The following is a 21,982-nucleotide window of genomic DNA, read 5'->3' as shown; positions in this document are numbered from 1 at the left end:
CACATTATCCCAGTGGTCGAGGCGAGCGTGGGCCGGAATCGGGCAGGCTAGGCTTTCGCTGTCGGAGGACTCACAGGAGGAGCGTACGAGGTGCGGGGACCCACCGGGAGGCTCTTGGCGAGTAGGCCCTGGGCGGCGGGGGTGGTGACCGCTCTCGCGGTGGCGCTCCTCGGCCCGCCGGCCGGGCTGCTCTGGGCGGCGCTGGCCCCGGAGGTGACCTATGTGGTCGTCCAGGGCCAGGCCCTTCTCGCCGATCCGGAAGGCCAGGGGCCCATCGGCATCGACGCGCGGTTCGCCCTCATCAGCCTCGCCGCGGGGCTGTTGTGCGGCGCCGCCGCCTACCGCGCGGGCGGGCGCGGCAACGACATCGCGCTGCTGCTGGGACTGGCCGTGGGCGGCTCGGCCGCGGCCGTCCTCGCCTGGCAGACCGGTCACCTGATCGGGCTGGCGGAGTTCCGCGACACGGTCGCCACCGCCCGCGACGGCACCGCCGTGACCGGTGTCGCCGACCTGCGCGCCAAGGGCTTCCTGGTGTTCTGGCCGCTGCTCGCGGCCGTCGCGTACGGGGCGCTCGAAGTGGTCGTCAAGCGGCTACTCCCGGGCGATCGCGGCGAGCCGGGCACCGGTGAGGCGGACGAGGTCGGCGGGCGCCAGCTCGATCTGGAGGCCTCGCCGGCCGGCCGAGACGTAGACGGTCGCGAGCGCTGACACCGATGCGTCGATCACGGCCGGCAGCGCGCGGCGCTGCCCGAGCGGGCTGATCCCGCCGACGACGTAGCCGGTGGCGCGCTCGGCGTCGCGGGGGTCGGCCATCCGCGCCCGCTTGCCGCCGGCCGCCGCGGCGAGCGCCTTCAGGTCCAGGCTCGCCGACACCGGTACAACGCCGACGGTCAGCCGGCCGTCGACCTCGGCGAGGAGCGTCTTGAAGAGCCGCCCGCGCGGGACGCCGAGGGCGTCGGCCGCGGCCTCGCCGTAGGACTCGGCGTCCGGGTCGGCCTCGTAGGCGTGGAGCGTGAAATCGATTTTCGCCTCGGTGGCGGCCACGGTCGCCGGGGTGCCGGTCGCGCCCTTCCTGCCCTTGCCGCCCTTGGCCTTCGCGGTGCTCATGGGGGCAGTCTGCCGTGATCGTCTCAGTTGGGGTTGAAGGACCCGTCCAGGAACTGCCCGGCGGGGATCATCGGGAGGACGTCCAGAATGCCGTTCTCCCTCATCAGCAGGTCGCGCTCGGCCTCCAGGCGCAGTGCGGCGTCGTCGCACTCCAGCAGCCGCTGCTTGTCGTGGCCGTCCAGGATGAGCGACGCCGCGATCACGTAGGAGAGGCCGACCGGGTCGTCCGGCGGCTCGCCCAGCTCGGACGACGCGGCACCGGCGGCGGCCAGCCGGTGCCGGTACAGCCGGAACAGCCGGCGGACGCGCAGCGCGATGGGCCCGGGGTCCGCGCCGGGCTCCTCGGGCAGGTACTCCACCTCGCCCTGCAGGTAGGGGCGGGACCTGTCCAGCTCCTTCAGCCGGAACCGCCGCGTGCCGACCGTCACGACGTCGTACCGGCCGTCCGGGTGCGGTGTCGCCTCGCGCAGTTCGGCGACGCAGCCGACCTCGGCGAGCCGGTGCGCCGCGCCGTCGCCGACCTCGTGGCCGAGTTCGATGCCGACGACGCCGAAGCCGCGCGGCTCCGGCCGTTCGAGGAGATCGGCGATCAGCCGCCGGTAGCGCTCCTCGAAAAGGTGCAGGGGGAGCACGAGTCCCGGGAACAGCACGGTGCCCAGGGGGAACAGGGCGAGCCGCTCGGTCACACTCTCTCCCACGCTCCTGGGCGCCACGGGGGAGCGCCCTCCCACGCCAGGGTACGTCCTGGGGGATGATCTTGGTAAGGTCCGGTTTTTCACACTGTGAAGACCGCCAGTCATTGCCGTCGCGTGTCGGGCCGGTAGCGTCGGCCTCATGAGGATGCTCGTCGTCGACGCCTTCACCGACCGCCCGTTCGCCGGCAACCCGGCCGCGGTGTGCCTGCTCCAGGACGCCGCGGACCCCGGGTGGATGCAGCGGGTGGCCGCCGAGATGAAGCACTCCGAGACGGCGTTCGTCCGTCCCGCCGAGGGGGACCGAGACGCGGAGTTCGAGCTGCGCTGGTTCACGCCGCTGGTGGAGGTCGCGCTGTGCGGGCACGCCACCTTGGCCGCCGCGCACGCCCTCTACTCCACCGGGACCGTCGCCTCCGGCCGGCCGATCCGCTTCCGGACGCTCGAGAGCGGCGTGCTCACCGTCACCGAGGACGAGCACGGATTCCTGGCGATGGACTTCCCGGCCTGCCCGCCCGACCCGGTCGAGGTCCCCGAGGGGCTCGCCGAGGCCCTCGGCGTCCCGGTGGCCGCGGCCGGGCGCAACGTCCAGAACGACCTGCTCGCCGAGGTCGCCGGCGAGGCGGCCGTCCGCGATCTCGCCCCGGACGTACGGGCGGTCGCCGGGATCGACGCCCGCGGCGTCATCGTCACGGCGGCGGCGGGCCGCGGCCGGGACCACGACTTCGTGTCCCGGTTCATCGCCCCCCGCGTCCTTCCCGGCGACGGAGAGGACCCGGTCACCGGCTCGGCCCACTGCGCCCTCGGCCCCTACTGGGCGGAGCGCCTCGGCCGCGACGCCATGACCGGCTTCCAGGCGTCGCCGCGCGGCGGATACGTCCGCGTCGCCGTCCGCGGTGACCGGGTCGTGCTGTCCGGTACCGCCGTGATCGTCCTGGACGGCGACCTGCGCGCCTGACCCGGGGCGCGGCCGCCGGCCGTCTCGCCAGGTGAGACGGTGCGCGAGCGGCGGACACACTCCGTAGACTGGACGGGTGATTTCCCGTATCGACCTGCGCGGCTCGCTTCCCGGCGATCTGCGCTCCGTGCTGCCCCGCGCCGAACTCGACGTCGAGGCCGCCCTGGACAAGGTGCGGCCCATCTGCGAGGACGTCCGCCATCGGGGCTCGGAGGCGGTGCGGGAGCACACGAAGACCTTCGACGGTGTCGAGCCGGACCGCGTCCGGGTCCCGGTCGAGGCCGTGCACCGGGCCCTCGCCGGGCTCGACCCGGCCGTCCGGGACGCGCTCGAGGAGAGCATCCGCCGCACCCGCGCCGTCCACCGCGACCAGCGCCGTACCGACGTCACCACGCAGGTCGTGCCCGGCGGGACCGTCACCGAGCGCTGGATCCCGGTGGGGCGCGTCGGCCTGTACGTGCCGGGCGGGCAGGCCGTGTACCCGTCCAGCGTGGTCATGAACGTCGTCCCCGCCCAGGAGGCCGGGGTCGGCTCCCTCGCCGTCACCTCGCCCCCGCAGCGCGGGTTCGGCGGGCTGCCGCACCCCGCGATCCTCGCGGCGTGCGCGCTGCTCGGCGTCGACGAGGTGTACGCCGCGGGCGGCGCCCAGGCGATCGCGATGTTCGCGTACGGAACCGATGAGTGCCCCCGCGCCGACCTGGTGACCGGCCCCGGCAACGTCTACGTCGCCGCCGCCAAGCGGCTCCTCAAGGGCGTGATCGGCATCGACGCCGAGGCGGGCCCGACCGAGATCGCGATCCTCGCCGACGGCACCGCCGACGCGGTGGACGTCGCCGCCGACCTGATCAGCCAGGCCGAGCACGACACGCTCGCCGCCGCCGTGCTGGTCACCGACTCGACGCGGCTCGCCGACGAGGTCGAGACCGAGCTGAAGGCCCAGGTGGCCCGCACCAGGCACACCGAGCGGATCGCCGAGGCGCTCGCCGGGCGGCAGTCCGGCATCGTGCTGGTGGACGGCGTCGAGGACGGCCTGAAGGTCGTGGACGCCTACGCCGCCGAGCACCTGGAGATCCACACCGCGGACGCCTCCGCCGTCGCCGCCCGCGTCCGCAACGCCGGGGCGATCTTCGTGGGGCGGCACGCGCCGGTCTCGCTCGGCGACTACCTCGCCGGGTCCAACCACGTGCTGCCGACCGGCGGGTGCGCCTGCCACTCGTCGGGACTGTCGGTCCAGTCGTTCCTGCGCGGCGTCCACGTCGTCGAGTACGACCGCGACGCCCTCGCCGAGGCCACCGCGCGCGTCGTCGCGCTCGCCGAGGCCGAGGACCTGCCCGCCCACGGCGCCGCGCTGAAGGCCCGCTTCGATTGGGAGATCCCTTCGTGACCTCGCTCGACGACCTGCCGCTGCGGGACGATCTGCGCGGCCACACGCCCTACGGCGCGCCCCAGCTGGACGTCCCGTACGCGCTGAACACCAACGAGAACCCGTACCCGCCGTCCGAGGCGCTGGTGAAGGCGCTCGGCGAGGCCGTCATGGACGTCGCCGGGACGCTGAACCGCTACCCCGACCGCGACGCCGTCGCGCTCCGCGGGGACCTCGCCGCCTTCCTGAACGCCGACACGCCCGGGATCGGCCTCACCGCCGGCCGGGTGTGGGCGGCCAACGGCTCCAACGAGATCCTCCAGCAGATCCTGCTCGCGTTCGGCGGGGCGGGCCGCACCGCGCTGGGCTTCGAGCCGTCCTACTCGATGCACCCGGTCATCACCGGGGTGACGGGGACGCGCTGGATCAACGCCTCCCGCGACGCGGACTTCGGCCTCGAGCCCGCCCGCGCGATCGAGGCCGTCGAGGAGCACAGGCCCGACGTCGTGTTCCTCACCTCGCCGAACAACCCGACCGGGACGGCGCTGCCGCTGGAGGCCATCGAGGCCGTACTGAGGGCCGCGCCCGGCATGGTCGTCGTCGACGAGGCCTACGGCGAGTTCCGCCGCCGGGAGACGCCGTCCGCGCTGACGCTGCTGGACGGGAACCCGCGGCTGATCGTCACCCGGACGATGTCGAAGGCGTTCGCCATGGCCGGGACCCGGCTCGGCTACCTGGCCGCCGACCCGGCCGTCCTCGACGCGCTGCTGCTCGTCCGGCTGCCCTACCACCTGTCGGCCGTCACCCAGGCCGTGGCCCGCACCGCCCTCGCCCACGGCGAGGAGCTGCTCGGCGGCGTCGGCGCGCTGCGCCGCGAACGCGACGGCCTCGTCGCGTGGCTGCGCGCCGAGGGCTTCCGGGTGGCCGACTCCGACGCCAACTTCGTCCTCTTCGGGACGTTCCCGGACCGCCGGAAGGTCTGGGAGAACCTGCTCGAACGCGGCGTGCTGATCCGGGAGGTGGGACCGCCCGAGTGGCTGCGGGTCACCATCGGCGCCCCCGGGGAGATGGCCGCGTTCCGCACCGCACTGCTTCAATCGCGAGGGGGGACGACCCCCCACACCCCCCGGACCGACTTCGCCGGGAACAGTAAGGAGAGTCTGTGACGCGCAAGGGACGAGTCGAGCGCGGGACCAGGGAGACCCAGGTCCTCGTGGAGATCGACCTCGACGGGACCGGGCAGGTCGACGTCGCGACCGGCGTGGGGTTCTTCGACCACATGCTGGCCCAGCTCGGCAAGCACGGGTCGTTCGACCTGACCGTCAAGACCGCCGGCGACCTGCACATCGACAGCCACCACACGATCGAGGACACCTCCATCGCGCTCGGCCAGGCGTTCCGGGAGGCCCTCGGCGACAAGGCCGGGATCCGCCGCTTCGCCGACGCCTCGATCCCGCTGGACGAGTCGCTCGCGCAGGTCACGGTGGACGTGTCCGGCCGCCCCTACCTCGTGCACGTCGAGCCGGACGGCATGGCCCCGATGATCGGCCCCGAGTACGACACCACGATGACCCGGCACATCTTCGAGTCGTTCGTGTCGAACGCGCGGGTGGCGCTGCACGTCCACGTCCCGTACGGCCGCAACGCCCACCACATCGTCGAGGCGCAGTTCAAGGCCCTCGCCCGCGCGCTGCGCGACGCCGTGGCGTTCGACCCGAAGGTGCGGGGCGTCCCGTCCACCAAGGGAGCCCTGTAGTCGTGGACATCGGCGACCTGCACTTCACCTACGGCACGATGGCGCTCTTCGCGGTCGCGGTGTTCCTGCTGGCGGGCGTCTACAGCTTCGTCAAGCAGGGCATCAAGATCGGCGCGGTGATCCTGCTGGTCCTCGCCGGGCTGGCCATCGCCGGGGGCGTGTCGTGGCTGTGAAGAACATCGTGATCCTCGACTACGGGTCGGGGAACCTGCGCTCGGCCGAACGCGCCGTCGCCCGCGCCGGAGCGGACGTGACGGTCACCGCCGACCGGGACGCCGCGCTTGCCGCCGACGGCCTCGTGGTCCCCGGCGTCGGCGCGTTCGCGGCCTGCATGGCGGGCCTGCGCTCGGTCCAGGGCGACCAGGTCATCGGCCGCCGCCTCGCGGGCGGGCGCCCCGTCCTCGGCATCTGCGTCGGCATGCAGATCCTGTTCACCAAGGGCATCGAGCACGGCGTCACCACCGAGGGCTGCGACGAGTGGCCCGGCACGGTCGACCGCCTCGACGCCCCGGTCGTCCCGCACATGGGGTGGAACACCGTGGACGTCCCCGAGGGCTCGGCCCTCTTCCGCGGGCTGGAGGGCGCCCGGTTCTACTTCGTGCACTCCTACGCCGCCCGCCGCTGGGATCTGGAGCCCGACCCGACCGGCCTCATCGCGCCGCCCCTGGTCACCTGGTCCGAGCACGGCGGCCGCTTCGTCGCCGCCGTGGAGAACGGCCCCCTGTGCGCCACCCAGTTCCACCCGGAGAAGTCCGGCGACGCGGGCGCCGTGCTCCTGCGCAATTGGCTCACGTCCCTGTCCTGACCTCTTCCCACGACCCGTCGATAAGGTTCTCCGCATGACTCTGACGCTCCTTCCCGCCGTCGACGTCGCCGACGGCCAGGCGGTCCGCCTGGTCCAGGGCGAGGCCGGCACCGAGACCTCCTACGGCGCCCCGCTGGAGGCGGCGCTGGCGTGGCAGCGCGCGGGGGCGGAGTGGATCCATCTGGTCGACCTGGACGCCGCCTTCGGCCGCGGGACCAACCGCGGGCTGCTCGCCGAGGTGACCGGGAAGCTGGACGTGAAGGTGGAGCTGTCCGGCGGCATCCGCGACGACGCGTCCCTGGAGGCCGCGCTCGCCACCGGATGCGCCCGCGTCAACATCGGGACCGCGGCGCTGGAGGACCCGGAGTGGTGCCGCAAGATCATCGCCTCGCACGGTGACAAGATCGCGGTGGGCCTGGACGTCCGGGGCACGACGCTCGCCGCGCGCGGCTGGACCCGGGAGGGCGGCGACCTGTGGGAGGTCCTCGGCCGCCTGGAGGACGACGGCTGCCCCCGCTACGTGGTCACCGACGTCACCAAGGACGGCACGCTGCGCGGCCCCAACACCGAGCTGCTCCGCGAGGTCTGCTCCCGCACCGACAAGCCCGTCATCGCCTCCGGCGGCGTCTCCTCGCTGGACGACCTGCGCGCCCTGGCCGGGCTCGTACCCGATGGCGTCGAGGGTGCGATCGTCGGCAAGGCGCTCTACGCGCAGGCGTTCACGCTCGAAGAGGCCCTGGAGGCCGTCAAGTGACCGTGGCCGTGCGGGTGATCCCGTGCCTGGACGTCGACGCCGGGCGCGTGGTCAAGGGCGTCAACTTCCAGAACCTGCGGGACGCCGGCGACCCCGTCGAGCTGGCCCGCCGCTACGACGCCGAGGGCGCCGACGAGCTGACGTTCCTGGACATCACCGCGTCCAGCGGCGACCGCTCCACGACCTACGACGTCGTCCGCCGCACCGCCGAGCAGGTGTTCATCCCGCTCACGGTCGGCGGCGGCGTCCGGACCGTCGAGGACGTCGACCGGCTGCTGCGCGCGGGCGCGGACAAGGTGTCGATCAACACGGCCGCGATCGCGCGCCCGGAGTTCCTGCGGGAGGCCGCGCACCGCTTCGGGTCGCAGTGCGTCGTCCTGTCCGTCGACGCCCGCCGCGCCGCGGACACCGGCTCCGGCTTCGAGGTGACCACGCACGGCGGCCGCACGGGGACGGGCATCGACGCGATCGAATGGGCGCGCCGCGGCCAGGAACTGGGCGTCGGCGAGATCCTTCTGAACTCCATGGACGCCGACGGCACCAAGGCAGGGTTCGACCTGGAGATGCTGCGCCGGGTCCGGGCGGAGGTGACCGTGCCGGTGATCGCCAGCGGCGGCGCCGGGGCGGTCGGGCACTTCACCCCCGCCGTGGACGCGGGCGCGGACGCCGTGCTCGCCGCCAGCGTCTTCCACTTCGGCGAGCTGACGGTCTCCGAGGTCAAGTCCGCGCTCCGCGAAGCGGGGCACCCCGTCCGCTGAAGAGGAAGCCCCCCGAATGACCATCGCGCTCGCGACCTGCTCCCTGCTGCCCGGCGGGAACGACGACATGCGGGCCCTGATCGGCGCCCTGGACGCCCTCGGCGTCGAGGCCGAGCCGGCCGTCTGGGACGCCGGCGTCGACTGGTCCCGGTACGACCTGGTGGTCATCCGCTCCACCTGGGACTACACCGGCAGGCGTGACGCGTTCGTGGCGTGGGCCGAGAGCCTGCCGCACGTCCTGAACCCCGCCGGCGTCGTCCGCTGGAACACCGACAAGCGCTACCTCCGCGACCTGGCCGGCGCGGGCCTGCCCGTCGTCCCCACCCTGTGGGACCCGGAGGACGTCCCGTCCGAATGGCCCGAGTACGTGATCAAACCCGCCGTCTCGATCGGGTCCCGCGACACGGCCCGCTGGGGCGCGGGCGAGGAGGACGAGGCCAGAGCCCACCTCCGCTCGCTGCGCGACGCGGGCCGGACGGTGATGGTCCAGCCGTACCTGTCCGCCGTCGACACCGCGGGTGAGACGGCCCTGGTCTTCTGCGAGGGCGAGTACGCACACGCCGCCCGCAAGGCGCAGATCCTCACCGCCGGCGCCGGCGTCCAGGGACCCGTCCGGGACGACCCGGCCCGAGGCCAGGTCACCGCCTCCACGGCGACGGAAGTCGAACTGGAGGTGGCCCACCGCGCCCTGGCCGCCGTCCCCGGCGCCCCCGGCCTCCTCTATGCCCGCGTGGACCTCGTCCCAGGCCCGGACGGCACCCCGCTGATCATCGAACTCGAACTGACCGAACCCAACCTCTACCTCCCCCACGCCCCGGAAAGCGCCAAGAAGTTCGCCAAGGCCATCTCCGGTCGCCTCTAACCCCGCCTCAGAGCAAGATCGCGGACGGGTGGTCGGGGTCGTGGAAGATCTCCTGGTGGGCCGGGACCATCCGGCTCGCGGTGGCCAGGGGTTCGCCGGTGCCGGGGTTGGCGGCGACCTTCGGGTGGGCGCCGCTGGTGACGTGGACGCGGATGCGGTGGCCGCGTGCGAAGCGGTGCGCGGTGGGCCACAGTTCGACGGCGATGCGGCGGACGCCGTCCGTCCCCACCGGCTTGTCGGCGGCGGCGGGCAGGCGCAGGCCGCCCTCGCAGACGTTGCGGGACGTCCCGTCCGGGGCGACGTCGCAGAGCCGGACGATGAAGTCGGTGTGCTCCCGGTCGGAGCGGACGAACAGGTCGGCGCCGACCGGGCCGATGACCTCCAGGTCGTCGGCCAGGGCGGGTGAGGTGAACACGAGGACGTCCGGGCGGCGTTCCAGCGGGCGGTTGTCCACCGGGCGCGAGCTGCCGAGCAGGGTGGGGCCGCCGAGCGCGGGCGTCGGGCGGGCCGGGTCGAAGCGGTAGGTGCTCGCGGGGGCGCGCTGCGGGCCGTCCTGGCCGAGGCCGCCGCCCGCGTGCAGGTGCCAGGGGGTCTGGCGGGTCCCCGGCGGCGGCCAGTCGCTGTAGTGGCGCCATTCCCGCGCGCCCGTCACGTAGAGGCGGACGGGGTCGGCGCGCAGCCCGGAGGTGTCGCCGAGCAGGTGGGCGCGGAACCACGCGAGCGACTCGCGCAAGGCAGGCAGGCCGTGCCGGGCGTCGGTGTGCCACCAGGGGCCGATGGTCAGGTACGGGGCGTGCCCGGCGGCGCGCAGCGCGAGGTAGTCCCGGAGCTGCCACGGAAGGAACACGTCGTACCAGCCGCCGAGGAGGGTGACGGGCGCCTCGACGCCGCCGACCGTGCCGCTGAAGTCGCGGTCGTCCCAGTAGCCGTCGGTGGCCGTGTGGTTGGCGAGGACGTCCTGGTAGAAGCGCATCTGCCGCCCGCCGGTCAGCATGTCCAGCTCGGAGAGGGGGCGGCCGGAGCGGGCGGCGCGGACGGCGCGGCGGCGCGACAGCAGCGGCGCGGTCAGCATCCCGAACGGCTGCTGCTGCCGGTGCGTGAGGTCGGTCCAGGTGAGGGTCGACTCCAGGGCGAACGACCCGCCGACATAGGCGGCGTCCCGGAACGAGGAGGCGGTGATCTGCAGGGACATCGCCTTCAGCTCGGGGCCCGCCTCGGCCGCCGTCGCCCAGGCGGAGTAGCCGAGGTAGCTGGCGCCGTACGTGGCGAAGGTGCCGTGGAACCACGGCTGCCGCTTCAGCCACTCCACGGTGGCGAGCCCGTCGTCGCGTTCGTTGCCGAGCGGGTCGAACTCGCCGCCGGACCCGGACGTGCCGCGCGCGCTCTGCACGACCAGCTGGAATCCGAAGGGGACGAGCAGGAGCCCGGCGGCCAGCGCCGCCGGGCCGCGGCGGCCGTACGGGGTGCGCACCAGGATCGTCGGCGGGCGCCGGGCGCCGGCCGGGACGTACCGGTCGGCGAGCAGGGTCACGCCGTCCGGCATGGCGACGGGAAGGTCGCGCTCGACGGTGTAGGGGGCGAGTCCGCGGGGGCGGCGGATCCGCGGTGCGGGCACTCGGTCCCACCGGGCCATGCTGTCTCCCAGTCGGGGCAGGTTTTGCTACTGCCTAGTAAGGTATCCGCTCCGGTCCCCTGCCATCGCCATGACCGCCCCGGCCGGTCGTGCCGGGACGCGATTAGAGGCACGTCCGGAACGCGCGCCTCAGCGGTCCCTTACAGATGCCATATCTGGCGGGGTGCAAACTTGTCTGCGATCGTTGCGTTTCCGCACAACCGCCCCCAGGAGGGACACTGATGTGGCCCGGGTCGAACCCACCGGTCGGACCGCCGCCCACGGGGCGCGGCCCGGCGGGGACGCTCCGGACGCCGGCGCGCTCCCTCAGGCCGGGGGCCCGCTGGTACGCCGTCCCGATCCTGCTGGTGCTCGTGGCGGTCACCGGGTTCCTCACCGTGTTCGCGTACCTGCGGGACGACTCCCGGGTCGCGGAGGGCCCGTCCGCGAACGGCGACCCCGTCGCGGGGGTGCGCATCCGGCTGTCCGGTGGCTACGGCTACTTCATCTACGTCCGGACCGGGCAGTCCTCGCCGTTCGCCTGCTCGGTCGAGGTGGGGGAGCTCACCGGCCCCATCCGCCTGACCAGAAAGAACTCCTGGAGCGCCGCCGAGCGCGCGTCCTACCGCTACACCGCCACGTTCGAGGCGCCCGTGTCGGGCCAGGCCACGCTGCGGTGCCGCGGCACCGAGGGCCCCATCCTCGTCACGCCGGACGACACGGTCCGCGGCTACCTGCGCCTCGCCTTCCTCGCGGCGGTGGGCCTCGGCATCCTCGCGGCGGTCTCCTTCGCCGTCACCCTCGTCCGCCGCGGCGGCGCCCGGCGCGGAGCCGTGTCCGGGGGCGGCTGAGGCTCGCCGGCCCGGCCGCACGCGTCAGGACGTGAGCTCGCGTTCCAGCGGGGTGCGGAAACGGGGGATCGCGCGGATGTCGCCGTACCAGGACGACATGCGGTCGGCCTCCCGCTCGATCGCGGCCTCCGCGTCGGCGCCGACGTCCTCCAGGACGCGGACGGCGATCTCGCCGTCCTTGCGCTGGGCCCAGCCGCCGACGACGCGGCCGTCCCACCAGACGGACGGGCCGATGTTGCCGTTCTTGTCGAACAGGAGCGGGCCGTGGTCGCCGAGGAACCAGCCGCGTTCGCGCCAGCCCATCGGCGTCGGGTCGAGGGCGGGCAGCAGCGCCGCCCACGGCTCCGGGACGGGCGCGGGCTCCACGTCGTCGGACAGGACCACGCCGGTGGCGCCGTCGAGATCCACCTCGGTGACGTCGAGGAGCGCGAGGGCCTTCTTCACGTCGCCGGCGTTCCAGCCCGTCCACCACTTGAGGTCGGAGACGGGGGCGGGGCCGAACGCGCGCAGCCAGTGGCGGACGAGGTCGGCGCGGGCCGGGCCGGCCGGGACCTCCTCGATCCCGCCGGGCAGCCACGCCTCGACCGGCGACCACTTGTACTGGCTGCTGATCCACGTCCCGTTGGGGCGCCCGCGGACGATGAGGCCCGCGCAGCCGAGCGTGACCAGGATCCACGTGGTGATGTTCGTGGGCTTGGAGTACGCCTTGCCGGGGGCGGGGTCGACCTGCGTCCGCAGCAGGGGCTCGTCCGCGCTGAGCTGCGCGCCCGTCGCCTCCCCGCGTGCCAGCAGCGCCCGGTGCGCGGCGGCCTCGGCCTCGGCGAACCAGGCGGGGACGTCGGGGATGTCGCTGCCGCGCCCGATCATCCGCGCGTAGGTGGCGCGCTGCTTGGCGGCCAGGGCGTTCGCGGTGGACGCCTGGAGCACCGGGACCAGCTCCACCGGAGCGACGAACATCGTCCGGCGCATCGCGAGCATCCGCAGCAGCGTCCGGTCGTCGTACAGGGCCCGCTCCACCGCCTCCGGGGCGATGCCCGCGCTGCGGGCCGCGACCGACAGGAACACGGTCGCCGGGTCCGTCGCGTGCAGGACCACCATCGACCGCGCGATCTCGGGGACGTCGTCGGTCCTGGCCTGGGGGGACAGGCGGTGGCGGAGTCCGAGCCGGGCGCGGCGCTCCGCCGGGGTCATCGAACGCATGAACGAATCATAGCGGCCTCAGCCGCCCTCGCCGCCCTCGCCGCCGCCTCCGGAGATCTTGACGACGACCTGGTCCTCGGTGACCGACTGGACCGCGATGTCGAATCCCTCGGACTGCTCGCCCTCGCCCACCGGGACGGTCACGGTCTGCCCGCCGACCTTGAGCGTGACCATCTGGCCCTCGACCTTCACCAGCTCGGCCTTCACGCCGAGGATGGAGGCGCTCGCCTCGACGCCGCGGTCGAAGGTCACGGTGCAGGAGTTCACGCCGCAGTCGGTCGTGGTGTTCTCGCCGCCGCACGCGGCGGCGGCGCCTAGCGGCAGCAGGACGAACGGCAGTACGGCCAGCTTCCGCCGGAGGGGAATGGAGGTCATGCGGGGAGTCTATGGGGACCGCGGGCCGCGCACGCCCTCCGGCAGGGGGATTCGCGAGGCCATGATGTGGTACTGCGCGGTGACGCGGCTGGATCTCCGGGTGACATCGTGTTTCGCTGGAGCGGTGACCAGTGATGACACCGGCGCCGGTGGGCCGGCCTTGGTCGGCCCGGTCGTGTGCGCGGCGCTGCGCATGGAGGCCCGCGCCGTCCGCCGCGGGCTGGCCCGCACGCCCGTCGTGGTCGTCGGCTACCGGGCCCGGCGCGCCGACCGGCTCCCGGACTCCTGCGCGGCCCTCGTCACGGTCGGCTTCGGCGGCGCGCTCGACGAGCGGCTGCGGCCGGGGGACGTGCTGGTCGCGGACGAGATCCGCGGCGCCCCGGGCACGGAGCCGGTGCCGTGCAGCGCGCCGCGCCTGCTCGCCGAAGAGCTCATCCGGGACGGTCTCAGCGTCCAGGTCGGCCCGATCGTGACCACCGGCCACGTCGTCCGCGGCGCGGAGCGGGCGTTCTGGGCGGCGCAGGGCGCGCGGGCGGCGGACATGGAGTCGGCCGCCGTCGCCACGCGGGCCCGCTCCAGGCCGGTCGCCGCCGTCCGGGTCGTCGTCGACGGGCCCGGCCATCCGCTGTGGCATCCCGGCGTGGTCGCCCGCGGGCTGGCCGCGCGCCGCGTCCTGGCGCGCACCGGCCCCGCCCTCGAACGCTGGGGCGTCCTCCTCGTCCGCGGCGCGGACGAACCGAACGAGGGGAGCGGGGCCCGCACGCCCTGAAGGCCGCCCGCCGCGGGTCAGCCCCCGTGGCCGCCGGAACCGTGGCCGCCGCCCCCGTCGTGCTTGTCCCCGTGCACGATCTTGCCGCCGAGGTCCTTGCGGATCGTCTGCAGGGTCTTCTCCTGGCTCACCACCACCCAGCGCGCACCGACCAGGTACACGCCGCCCCACGGCTTGGCCTCGGTCAGCCAGCTGTTCATGTTCTTGTCCGTGGTGAAGCTCAGCAGGACGTACTTCCCCAGGTCGTTCTTGCAGTTCCCCTGCTCCATGTCCTTGACCTTGCGCTTGCCGGTCAGGGAGCAGTCCGTCTGCTCGGCGAGTTCCTGCAGGCTGGCCGGCTCGGCGGTCGCGCCGGACGCTTCGTCCGAGCCGCCGCAGCCCGCCGCGAGCGGCAGCGCCAGCGCGGCGGCGGCGCAGAGCAGGGCGTGCTTCTTCAGGACGGGGTGGTGTCGGGGACCCATCGCTTCCTCCGGGGTGTAGTGCGCGATTCAGGGGATGAATACGCGCCCCGCCCGGGGAGAGGTTCAGAGGTCGTCTCAGGTCATCAGGCGGGATGCCGCGGCGCTGCGGACGCCGGGTTCCTCGGCGGTGTCGTGGTGCAGCCGCTGCAGCCTGATCCGCGTCTCGCGGGTGAGCGGCGCGGACCGCGCGGCCTCCTGCCGCACCCCGTCCTCGCAGTCCCACAGCCCCTCGGTGGTGTAGGACTCGGCCGTGTGCGGCGCCGTCCGGGTCAGAGCGGTGAGTATCCGCGGTCTCAGGTAAGCGTAGGTGGATTCGGTCCAAGCGGATTTCAGCAAGGGGACGGCCTCACCGGCGCGTAGTCGTCCCAGCCCCTCGACGGGGTTCGCGGCGGCCTGCCACTCGCGCCGCTCCAGGGCCGTGCGCAGCTCGTCCATCAGCAGCGGGACGTCCTGGCGGGTGCCGTACCGGGCGAGGATGCTCAGGCCCATGCCCGCGCAGCCGCCGCGCTCCACCGCCCACGCCCGCGCCCGCGGCAGCGTCTCGGGCCCGTACTCCCGCAGCGCCCGGCTCACCGCGCCGCCGAACCGGCTCGGCCCCGCGTCGTGCCCGCCGCGGGGAAGCAGCTCCTCCGCGAGGTCGAGCAGCGCCAGCGTCCGCCGCCGCCCCAGCTCGAAGATGGCCCCGATGGCGCCCTCGCCCCGGCGCCTGGCGAGGTCCAGCAGCTCGGCCTCGCTGCGCACCTCCCGCCCCGGCGCCGCGGCCGCCGCCCTGCGCGCCGCCCTGCCCGCCTCCCGCTGGCGCGCGAGGGCCTCGGCGATCCGCGGCTGCCGCGCCGCCCACGTCTCGATCACGGGGTTGTGCCGGGCGGGGACCAGCAGTGCCAGCTCGGAGTCGTCGCACCGGGCGGCGACCAGCTCGTCCAGGCCGATGGTCAGCGACGGATCCGCGAGGTCGATCAGCTCTTCCACCGCGTCGAACCAGTGCGCGCCCTCCTCGGCGTACCGCCGCAGCGGCACCGCGGCCTCCCGCCGGCTCAGCCGCACCAGGTCGGCCAGCACGCCCAGCGCCAGGTCCACCCGCCACTCGTCCCCGTCGATCTGGTCCGACGGGGACCACAGGTGCGCCGCGACCGGCCCCGCCGGCATCTCGAGATCGACCATCAACCGGGCGTAGTACAGCCGCCGCGACTCGCATTGGCGGTCCCACCGCGGATCCCGCCGGACGCAGTCGTAGACGTACTCGCCCGCGCCCCGCCTGTCCGCCGCGCGCCGCGCGGCCCTTCCGAGCCCCCGCTGCAGCTGACCGTGCAGGGTGCCCGCCGATTCCAACACGACTCCGTTGTTCACCCCAGCAGAATGCGCACGAGACCAGATTACGGGCAAGTCCTTTAGGAGTGTTTACGCAGGAGAGCCACAGGTTCGGTGGCCGGGGCTACAGGCCGCGCTGCGCGGTCCAGGACGCGTGGAGGTCGGCGTAGACGCCCGGCTCGGCCACCAGATCGGCGTGCGGGCCCCGCTGGACGACGCGGCCCGCCTCGAAGACGATCACCTCGTCGGCGGCCTCGGCCGTGGAGAGCCGGTGCGCGATGGAGATCGCGGTGCGGCCGCGGGTGACGCCGTCGAGCGCCCGCTGGATCCGCACCTCCGTGGCCGGGTCCACGGCGGAGGTGGCCTCGTCCAGCACCAGGAGGTCCGGGTCGGCGATGTAGGCGCGGGCGAGCGCGACGAGCTGCCGCTCGCCCGCCGACAGCGACTCGCCGCGCTGCCCGACGGGCGTGCCCAGGCCGTCGGGGAGCCCTTCGAGCCAGTCGGCGAGGCCGAGTTCGGTCAGCGCGAGGACGAGGTCGTCGTCGGAGGCGCCGGGACGCCCGTACCGGATGTTGTCCGCCAGCGAGGCGTCGAAGAGGAAGCCGTCCTGCGGCACCATGACGATCCGCTCGCGCAGCGACGAGAAGCGGACGCGGTCGAGCGGCACGCCGTCCACGAGGATCCGCCCGGACGCCGGGTCCATGAGCCGGGTGAGGAGCTTGGCGAACGTCGTCTTGCCCGAGCCCGTCTGCCCCACGATCGCGACGCGGCTGCGCGACGCGATGTCCGCGTTCACGCCGTGCAGGACGGGCGGGCCGCCCGGGTAGGCGAACCCCACGTCCTCGAACCGCACCTCGATCGGGCCGCGCGGCAGCGTCTCGCCGCGCTCTCCCGGGTCGGCGACGTCCGGGGCGGTGTCCAGGACGCCGAGCACCCGCCGCCACCCGGCGATCGCGTTCTGCGCCTGGTTGAACACCTCTGTGGCCGTCTGCATCGGGCTGACGAACAGCGTGACCAGGAACAGGAACGCGATGAGCTCGCCGGCCGACACGTGCCCGCCGATGCCGAGCAGCGTCCCGGCGATGACGACGGCGGCGGTGGCGACGGCGGCGACCAGCTCGCTGACCGGGAAGGTGAGCGCGACCATGGCCTGGGCGCGGGTCTGGGCGTCGCGGTGGGCGTCGACGGTCTCGTCCACCCGCCGCCCGGTGCGCTCTTCCGACGCGTAGGCGCGGATGACGGCGGCGCCGACCACCGACTCGCTGACCGCGGCCAGCATGTCCCCCATCCGCTCCCGCACCCGCATGTAGGCGGCGGACAGGACCCGCTGGAAGCGGCGCAGCGCCCACGCCAGCGGCAGGAACGACAGCCACACCAGCAGGGCCAGCTGCCACGAGTAGAGGAGCATCAGCACGCTCGCGACGAACAGCTGCCCGATCGACACGAGGAACATCAGCCCGCCGGACTGCATGAACTGGCTGATCTGGTCGACGTCGCTGGTCACCCGCGACACCAGCGAGCCCCGCTTCTCGCCGCTCTGGGTGAGCATCGACAGGTCGTGCACATGCCGGAACGCGGTGGTCCGCAGCCCCGCCAGCCCGCCCTCGGACGCCTTGTACAGCCGGACGTTCATCAGGTACGCGCACACGGCCGTCACCAGGACGGCCACGGCGCACAGCAGCACCGCCGTCCGGATGAAGCCGATGTCCACGCCGCCGCCGTCGCCGCCGAGGCCCTTGTCGATCGTCTGCTGGACGGCGATGGGCACCACCACGCGGCCGGCCGTCGACACCAGCGCGAGCAGCAGCGTCCCGGTCAGGCCGGCCCGGAACTCGGGGCTCAGCAGGATCCCCCGCTTGAGCGTGCTGATCGCGCCCTCGGTCGTCGATGCCTCGCTCAGGCCGGTGCCGTCCGGCCCCGCGCTCCGGGTCGCCGCATTCCGTGTCACGGTCATGCCAAGGCCTCCTCGCCGCCTTCGACGGCTTCCTGCTCCGCCTCGGCCCGTTCGTAGGCGTTGACGAGGTTGCGGTAACCCTCGGAGCGCTCCAGCAGCTCCGCGTGCTCGCCGCGCGCGGTGACGCGGCCGTGTTCCAGGTAGACCACCTCGTCGGCCAGCGAGATCGTGGCCTTGCGGTAGGCGACGACCACGACGGTCGCGCCGCCGTCCCCCTCGCCGGCCTGCGCGTCCCGGAGGTTCTGCAGGATCCGGGCCTCCACCTGCGGGTCGACACTGGACGTGGCGTCGTCGAGGACGAGCAGCCTGGGCCGCCGCACCAGGGCCCGCGCCAGCGCGAGCCGCTGCCGCTGCCCGCCCGACAGCGTCGCCCCGCGCTCGCCCACCCTCGTGTCGAGCCCGCCGGCGAGCGCCGCCACGAACCCTTCCGCCTGGGCGAGGCGGAGCGCCTCCCAGACCCGCTCGTCCGGGACGTCCAGGCCGAGGGTCACGTTGCCCCGCACGGTGTCGTCGAACAGGAACGTCTGCTGGAGGACGAGGGCCGCGGTCGCCGCGACGCCGCCGCGTCGCACCTCCCGCAGGTCCGTGCCGTCCAGGAGCACCGAGCCGTCCGCCGGATCGACCAGCCTGACGAGCAGCGAGGTGAGCGTCGACTTGCCGGAGCCCGTCGGGCCGACCACCGCGATCGTCCGGCCGGAGTCCGCGGCGAACGACACGTCGTGCAGGACGCGCCGCCCCTTCGCGTCCTCGTCCGCCGCCGCGTAGGTGAAGCGGACCTCCCGGACCTCCAGCGCGGTCGCCCCGCCCTCCGCGGAGCCGTTCAGGGAGCCGTCCCCGTACGGCAGGGAGCCGGTGGCGTCCAGGACGCCGCGGACCCGCTCCCAGCCGACGACGCTGCGCGGCACCTCGCCCAGCACCCAGCCGAGCGCCCGGATCGGCCACGACAGCAGCGTGAACAGGTAGGCGACGTTCACCAGGTCGCCCGGCGACATCGCCCCGGCCTCCAGCCGGAGCGACCCGATCAGCAGGACGGCCAGGACGCCCAGGTTGGGGAGAGCCTCCAGCACCGGGTCGAACAGCCCGCGGATCCGGCCGACCGCCACGTTCGCGTCCCGCAGCGCCTCCGCCCGCTCGGTGAAACGCTCGGTCTCGGCCCCCTCCCGGCCGAGGGTCTTGACCACCAGGCCGCCCTCGAAGCTCTCGTGCGCCACCTCGCTGACCTCCGCGCGCAGCTGCTGCGCGCGGGTCGCCACGGGGGAGAGCCTCCGCTGGTAGACGACGTTGATCAGCGCGATGGCGGGGAAGACCAGGAACCCCACCCCGGCCACGACGAGGTCGGTGAACAGGATCGACACCGCCGCGATCAGCAGCATGAACACCACGCCGACCGCCATCGGCAGCGGCGCGATCGGCGCCCACACCGCCTCCACGTCGGCGTTGGCGTTGGACAGCAGCTGCCCGGCCGGGTGCCGGTGGTGCCACGCCAGCGGCAGCCGCAGGTACTGCCGGGTCACCGAGCGCCGGTACTCGGCCTGCAGCCGGTACTGCATGAGGCCCGCGTAGAACCGGCGTCCCGCCACGCCGATCGCCTTCAGCAGCGCCACCCCCACGATCGCGGTGGCGGCCCCGGCCAGCGCCCCGGCCGTCGTGCGGCCGGACTCGAACGCGGGGAGCACGACCTCCTCGGTCGTCCACCCGAGGACCTGCGCGGTCGCCACGGTCATCGCCGCGTACAGCGCGCTCGCGAGCACCGAGATCGTGAAGACGTGCGGCTGCGCCTTCACCGCGACCCACAGGACGCCCATTCCCTCCCGCAGGACGTGCGGGTTGACGCGTCTGGACGCAGGCGGCACGGCGACTCCTCGATCACGGCGGCGCCCGGGGAACGCCCCCGCGGACGGGATGTGGGGGTATGCCGGGCTTGGCTATTGCCTACCATCCGGCCCCCGCGCTTATTCCCGGGCCGCCCGCCGCGGCTTACGATCGGGCGATGAGCATGCCCGAGGACCCGGCCCCTCAGCGCCCCGACCCCGCCGGCTCCGGCGGAGGCCCCGGCCCGGGGCCGGACGGCCGCGGCCCCGTCCGCCGCGAACGCCTACTGCTCGCGGACGCCCTGGCGGAGGCGGGACCGGAGGCGGCCACGAAATGCGCAGGGTGGGACGCCCGCGACCTGGCCGCCCATCTGGTCGTCCGCGAGCGCCGCCCCGACGCCGCCCCCGGAATAGTGCTCCCGCCGCTGTCTTTCTACACGGAGCGTGTACGCCGCCGTACGGCCCGCACCGTTCCGTTCGACCGGCTGGTGGAACGGTTTCGGCAGGGGCCGCCGAAGTTGTCGCCGTACGCTCTTCCCGGTGCCGACGAAATCGCCAACGGCGTCGAGTTCTTTGTTCACCATGAGGACGTCCTGCGCGCCCGTCCCGACTGGAGCCCCCGGGCCATCTCCCCGGAACTCGATGAAGTGCTCTGGCGGAGGATAAGAATTGCCCGCTTTGTCCTAAGGAAAGTTCATGTCGGGGTAACGCTGGTCCAGCCGGACGGCCGGAGCCTGCGCGTGTCCGGACGCGGCCGCGGCGCCGCCCCCGGCGCCGTCCGCGTGCACGGCCCCGTAGGCGAACTGGTGCTGTGGGCGCTGGGCCGCCGGGACGTCGCGGACGTCCGCATCACCGGGGACACGGACGCTGTCAAGTCCCTGACCCGGACCGGTTGGAGTCTTTAACGGGCTGGTAACGGCACGGTTCGCCAAGAGGAGAATCGCGAGCCTTGCGGCTCCTCCGCTTTACGTGGAAGCGGTGATACGGTGGGGCCGTCGGTTGCAGTCGTGGTTCTCGATCGTTCGTCCAGACGCCCGCGGACTGATGGCAGCGGGCGTTTTGGCTTTTCCGGGACCGTACCGGGGGCGAGAGCGTTCCGCAGTGACCGCACGGGCCCGCGAGGTGTGGGCCCAGGTTTTGCCGCAAGGAGAAAGACATGCCCCAGCAGGGCACCGTGAAGTGGTTCAACGCCGAGAAGGGCTTCGGATTCATCGCCGTCGACGGCGGCGGGCCGGACGTCTTCGTGCACTACTCGGCTATCCAGACCTCCGGATACCGCACGCTGGACGAGAACCAGCGCGTCCAGTTCGAGGTGACGCAGGGTAACCGGGGTCCCCAGGCTGACCAGGTCGTCCCCCTGTAACACCCGTTAGTCGTACGTCTGGGCCCGTCCCCGCACCCTTGGGGGCGGGCCTTTTCGTACCGGCCTCCGTGTGGCCCCTTCCGGGCGCCCCCGTGCCCGGCACCGGGCATCACGCGGCACAATGGACTCCATGTCCGAGGCCCGACCGTCCAATCTGGACCCCAAGATCGCCGACCGGCTGAAGCGCGACCCGAACGGTCTCGTGCCCGCCATCGCCCAGCAGTACGACACCGGCGAGGTGCTCATGCTCGGCTGGATGGACGACGAGGCGCTGCACCGCACTCTCACCACCGGCCGCTGCACCTACTGGTCGCGCAGCCGCCGGGAGTACTGGGTGAAGGGCGAGAGCTCCGGCCACCAGCAGTGGGTCAAGTCGGTCGCGCTGGACTGCGACGCCGACGCGGTCCTGGTGAAGGTCGACCAGGTCGGCGCCGCGTGCCACACCGGCGACCGCACCTGCTGGGACGCCGACGTGCTCCCCGCCGTGGTGGCGGAACGACCCGACGCCACCTCATGACCCCCGGGCGTGAACGCGGCCTGACCGCCCTGCTGTGCGCCGCCGGCGCCGGCCTCGCCCTGCTGGCGGCGGGCCGCAGCTGGGCCACCGTCAGGGCCGAGGACGCCATCACCCCGCTCACCCAGAACCTCACCGGCGGCGACCTCGGCGGCGCCGCCGGCGCCCTGGGCTGGGCGGGCATCGCCGGGCTCGCCGCCCTCTTCGCCGCCCGCGGCCACGTGCGCTCGGGCGTCGGCGCCCTGATCGCGCTGTTCGGCGCCGGCATCGCCTACGCGTCGGCCGCCGCCGTCCAGCGCCCGAACGTGCTGTCCGCCGCCGGCGACAAGAGCGCCCTGCTGAACATCGGCACCGCCCCCGCCGTGGACGTGAACCTGTGGTGGATGGTCTCGGTCACCGGCGGCGTCCTGCTCGCCGTCGCCGGCCTCGTCACCGCCGTCCGCGGCCGGAGGTGGCCGGGCATGTCCGCCCGCTACGAACGCGCGGCCCCCGGCGGGCCCGCCGGGGAGAAGGCGGCCGGGGAGGCCCCGGTGGCGGAGGACGACCCGTCCGCCTTGTGGAAGTCCCTCGACCGCGGTGAGGACCCCACCGCCCGGACGAACGGCCGGCGGTGAGCACCGAGGGTGGTGGCGGGCTGGTCCTCGTCGTCGAGCACGACCCCGCCGTCGCCGAACTGCAGCGCCGCTACCTCGCCCGCGAGGGCTTCGAC

General features: G+C 73.9%; 25 protein-coding genes. 16 read left to right on the top strand and 9 right to left on the bottom strand.

Annotated features, from left to right (window positions below; all coding sequences use genetic code 11):
- Positions 1–114: 114 nt before the first annotated feature.
- Positions 115–708 (top strand): hypothetical protein, encoded by a 594-nt coding sequence (locus E1281_RS15845; protein ID WP_243716993.1) that lies wholly within the window; start codon positions 115–117, stop codon positions 706–708.
- On the opposite strand, the gene ybaK is transcribed toward E1281_RS15845, so the two are convergent.
- Positions 592–1,107 (bottom strand): Cys-tRNA(Pro) deacylase, encoded by a 516-nt coding sequence (gene ybaK, locus E1281_RS15840; protein WP_131878828.1) that lies wholly within the window; start codon positions 1,105–1,107, stop codon positions 592–594. The two genes, E1281_RS15845 and ybaK, sit on opposite strands and share 117 nt — an antisense overlap.
- Positions 1,108–1,130: 23 nt before the next feature.
- Positions 1,131–1,805: an LON peptidase substrate-binding domain-containing protein gene (locus E1281_RS15835; protein WP_347813288.1), complete on the bottom strand. Its 675-nt coding sequence runs from the start codon at positions 1,803–1,805 to the stop codon at positions 1,131–1,133.
- 136 nt (positions 1,806–1,941) lie between these two features.
- On the opposite strand from E1281_RS15835, the gene E1281_RS15830 reads away from it, so the two are divergent.
- From E1281_RS15830 to E1281_RS15795, 9 genes are all read left to right on the top strand, one after another.
- Positions 1,942–2,757, top strand: a complete 816-nt coding sequence (locus tag E1281_RS15830) for a PhzF family phenazine biosynthesis isomerase (RefSeq protein WP_131878824.1) — start codon at positions 1,942–1,944, stop codon at positions 2,755–2,757.
- A 76-nt stretch (positions 2,758–2,833) separates the two neighbouring features.
- Positions 2,834–4,141 carry a histidinol dehydrogenase gene (hisD, locus tag E1281_RS15825; protein WP_131878823.1) on the top strand — a complete coding sequence of 436 codons (1,308 nt, stop codon included), beginning with the start codon at positions 2,834–2,836 and terminating at the stop codon, positions 4,139–4,141.
- Positions 4,138–5,286, top strand: a complete 1,149-nt coding sequence (locus E1281_RS15820; RefSeq protein WP_131878821.1) for a histidinol-phosphate transaminase — start codon at positions 4,138–4,140, stop codon at positions 5,284–5,286. The genes hisD and E1281_RS15820 overlap by 4 nt, the downstream gene beginning before the upstream one ends.
- Positions 5,283–5,876 carry an imidazoleglycerol-phosphate dehydratase HisB gene (gene hisB, locus E1281_RS15815; RefSeq protein WP_131878819.1) on the top strand — a complete coding sequence of 198 codons (594 nt, stop codon included), beginning with the start codon at positions 5,283–5,285 and terminating at the stop codon, positions 5,874–5,876. Before E1281_RS15820 ends, hisB begins: the two co-directional genes overlap by 4 nt.
- Before the next feature lie 2 nt (positions 5,877–5,878).
- Positions 5,879–6,049 (top strand): hypothetical protein, encoded by a 171-nt coding sequence (locus E1281_RS40275; protein ID WP_165958950.1) that lies wholly within the window; start codon positions 5,879–5,881, stop codon positions 6,047–6,049.
- Positions 6,046–6,681, top strand: a complete 636-nt coding sequence (gene hisH, locus E1281_RS15810) for an imidazole glycerol phosphate synthase subunit HisH (protein WP_207943301.1) — start codon at positions 6,046–6,048, stop codon at positions 6,679–6,681. The genes E1281_RS40275 and hisH overlap by 4 nt, the downstream gene beginning before the upstream one ends.
- Positions 6,682–6,715: 34 nt before the next feature.
- Entirely contained in the window at positions 6,716–7,435 is a 720-nt protein-coding gene (priA, locus tag E1281_RS15805) for a bifunctional 1-(5-phosphoribosyl)-5-((5-phosphoribosylamino)methylideneamino)imidazole-4-carboxamide isomerase/phosphoribosylanthranilate isomerase PriA (RefSeq protein ID WP_131878815.1), read from the top strand.
- Positions 7,432–8,193, top strand: coding sequence for an imidazole glycerol phosphate synthase subunit HisF (gene hisF, locus E1281_RS15800; protein ID WP_131878813.1), 762 nt, complete (start codon positions 7,432–7,434; stop codon positions 8,191–8,193). Before priA ends, hisF begins: the two co-directional genes overlap by 4 nt.
- 16 nt (positions 8,194–8,209) lie before the next feature.
- A complete protein-coding gene (locus E1281_RS15795) occupies positions 8,210–9,055 on the top strand; it encodes a hypothetical protein (protein ID WP_131878811.1) in 846 nt (281 codons plus the stop codon).
- A gap of 7 nt (positions 9,056–9,062) precedes the next feature.
- On the opposite strand, the gene E1281_RS15790 is transcribed toward E1281_RS15795, so the two are convergent.
- Entirely contained in the window at positions 9,063–10,688 is a 1,626-nt protein-coding gene (locus E1281_RS15790) for a CocE/NonD family hydrolase (protein WP_131878809.1), read from the bottom strand.
- Positions 10,689–10,909: 221 nt separating this feature from the next.
- On the opposite strand from E1281_RS15790, the gene E1281_RS15785 reads away from it, so the two are divergent.
- Complete coding sequence (locus E1281_RS15785) at positions 10,910–11,518, top strand: hypothetical protein (protein ID WP_131878807.1); 609 nt, start codon at positions 10,910–10,912, stop codon at positions 11,516–11,518.
- Between the two features lie 24 nt (positions 11,519–11,542).
- On the opposite strand, the gene E1281_RS15780 is transcribed toward E1281_RS15785, so the two are convergent.
- Positions 11,543–12,718, bottom strand: coding sequence for a winged helix DNA-binding domain-containing protein (locus E1281_RS15780; RefSeq protein ID WP_131878805.1), 1,176 nt, complete (start codon positions 12,716–12,718; stop codon positions 11,543–11,545).
- Between the two features lie 18 nt (positions 12,719–12,736).
- Positions 12,737–13,093: a hypothetical protein gene (locus tag E1281_RS15775; protein ID WP_131878803.1), complete on the bottom strand. Its 357-nt coding sequence runs from the start codon at positions 13,091–13,093 to the stop codon at positions 12,737–12,739.
- Between the two features lie 124 nt (positions 13,094–13,217).
- Between E1281_RS15775 and E1281_RS15770 the strand changes: the two genes are divergently transcribed.
- Positions 13,218–13,862: a 1-hydroxy-2-methyl-2-butenyl 4-diphosphate reductase gene (locus E1281_RS15770; protein ID WP_165958949.1), complete on the top strand. Its 645-nt coding sequence runs from the start codon at positions 13,218–13,220 to the stop codon at positions 13,860–13,862.
- Between the two features lie 17 nt (positions 13,863–13,879).
- Here E1281_RS15770 and E1281_RS15765 read toward each other — a convergent pair whose 3' ends face one another.
- The 4 genes from E1281_RS15765 to E1281_RS15750 all read right to left on the bottom strand — a co-directional run bounded on the left by E1281_RS15765 (position 13,880) and on the right by E1281_RS15750 (position 19,390).
- Positions 13,880–14,323, bottom strand: coding sequence for a hypothetical protein (locus E1281_RS15765; RefSeq protein ID WP_131878799.1), 444 nt, complete (start codon positions 14,321–14,323; stop codon positions 13,880–13,882).
- 75 nt (positions 14,324–14,398) lie between these two features.
- Positions 14,399–15,670, bottom strand: coding sequence for a hypothetical protein (locus E1281_RS15760; protein WP_243716991.1), 1,272 nt, complete (start codon positions 15,668–15,670; stop codon positions 14,399–14,401).
- Positions 15,671–15,755: 85 nt separating this feature from the next.
- Complete coding sequence (locus E1281_RS15755) at positions 15,756–17,585, bottom strand: ABC transporter ATP-binding protein (RefSeq protein ID WP_131878797.1); 1,830 nt, start codon at positions 17,583–17,585, stop codon at positions 15,756–15,758.
- On the bottom strand, positions 17,582–19,390 hold the full coding sequence (locus E1281_RS15750; RefSeq protein WP_131878840.1) for an ABC transporter ATP-binding protein: 1,809 nt from the start codon (positions 19,388–19,390) through the stop codon (positions 17,582–17,584). The genes E1281_RS15755 and E1281_RS15750 overlap by 4 nt, the downstream gene beginning before the upstream one ends.
- A 185-nt stretch (positions 19,391–19,575) precedes the next feature.
- On the opposite strand from E1281_RS15750, the gene E1281_RS15745 reads away from it, so the two are divergent.
- The 4 genes from E1281_RS15745 (at position 19,576) to E1281_RS15730 (ending at position 21,887) form a co-directional block, all read left to right on the top strand.
- On the top strand, positions 19,576–20,301 hold the full coding sequence (locus E1281_RS15745) for a TIGR03085 family metal-binding protein (RefSeq protein ID WP_207943300.1): 726 nt from the start codon (positions 19,576–19,578) through the stop codon (positions 20,299–20,301).
- Between the two features lie 251 nt (positions 20,302–20,552).
- Positions 20,553–20,759: a cold-shock protein gene (locus tag E1281_RS15740; RefSeq protein WP_026405868.1), complete on the top strand. Its 207-nt coding sequence runs from the start codon at positions 20,553–20,555 to the stop codon at positions 20,757–20,759.
- A 121-nt stretch (positions 20,760–20,880) separates the two neighbouring features.
- On the top strand, positions 20,881–21,276 hold the full coding sequence (gene hisI / locus E1281_RS15735) for a phosphoribosyl-AMP cyclohydrolase (protein ID WP_131878795.1): 396 nt from the start codon (positions 20,881–20,883) through the stop codon (positions 21,274–21,276).
- A complete protein-coding gene (locus E1281_RS15730) occupies positions 21,273–21,887 on the top strand; it encodes a Trp biosynthesis-associated membrane protein (RefSeq protein ID WP_131878793.1) in 615 nt (204 codons plus the stop codon). The genes hisI and E1281_RS15730 overlap by 4 nt, the downstream gene beginning before the upstream one ends.
- Positions 21,888–21,982: the final 95 nt, after the last annotated feature.

The sequence above is a fragment of the Actinomadura sp. KC345 genome, assembly GCF_004348515.1.
GTDB lineage: Bacteria > Actinomycetota > Actinomycetes > Streptosporangiales > Streptosporangiaceae > Spirillospora.
The sequence above is the reverse complement of the archived record's forward strand: the minus strand, read 5'-3'. Positions and strand labels throughout refer to the sequence as shown.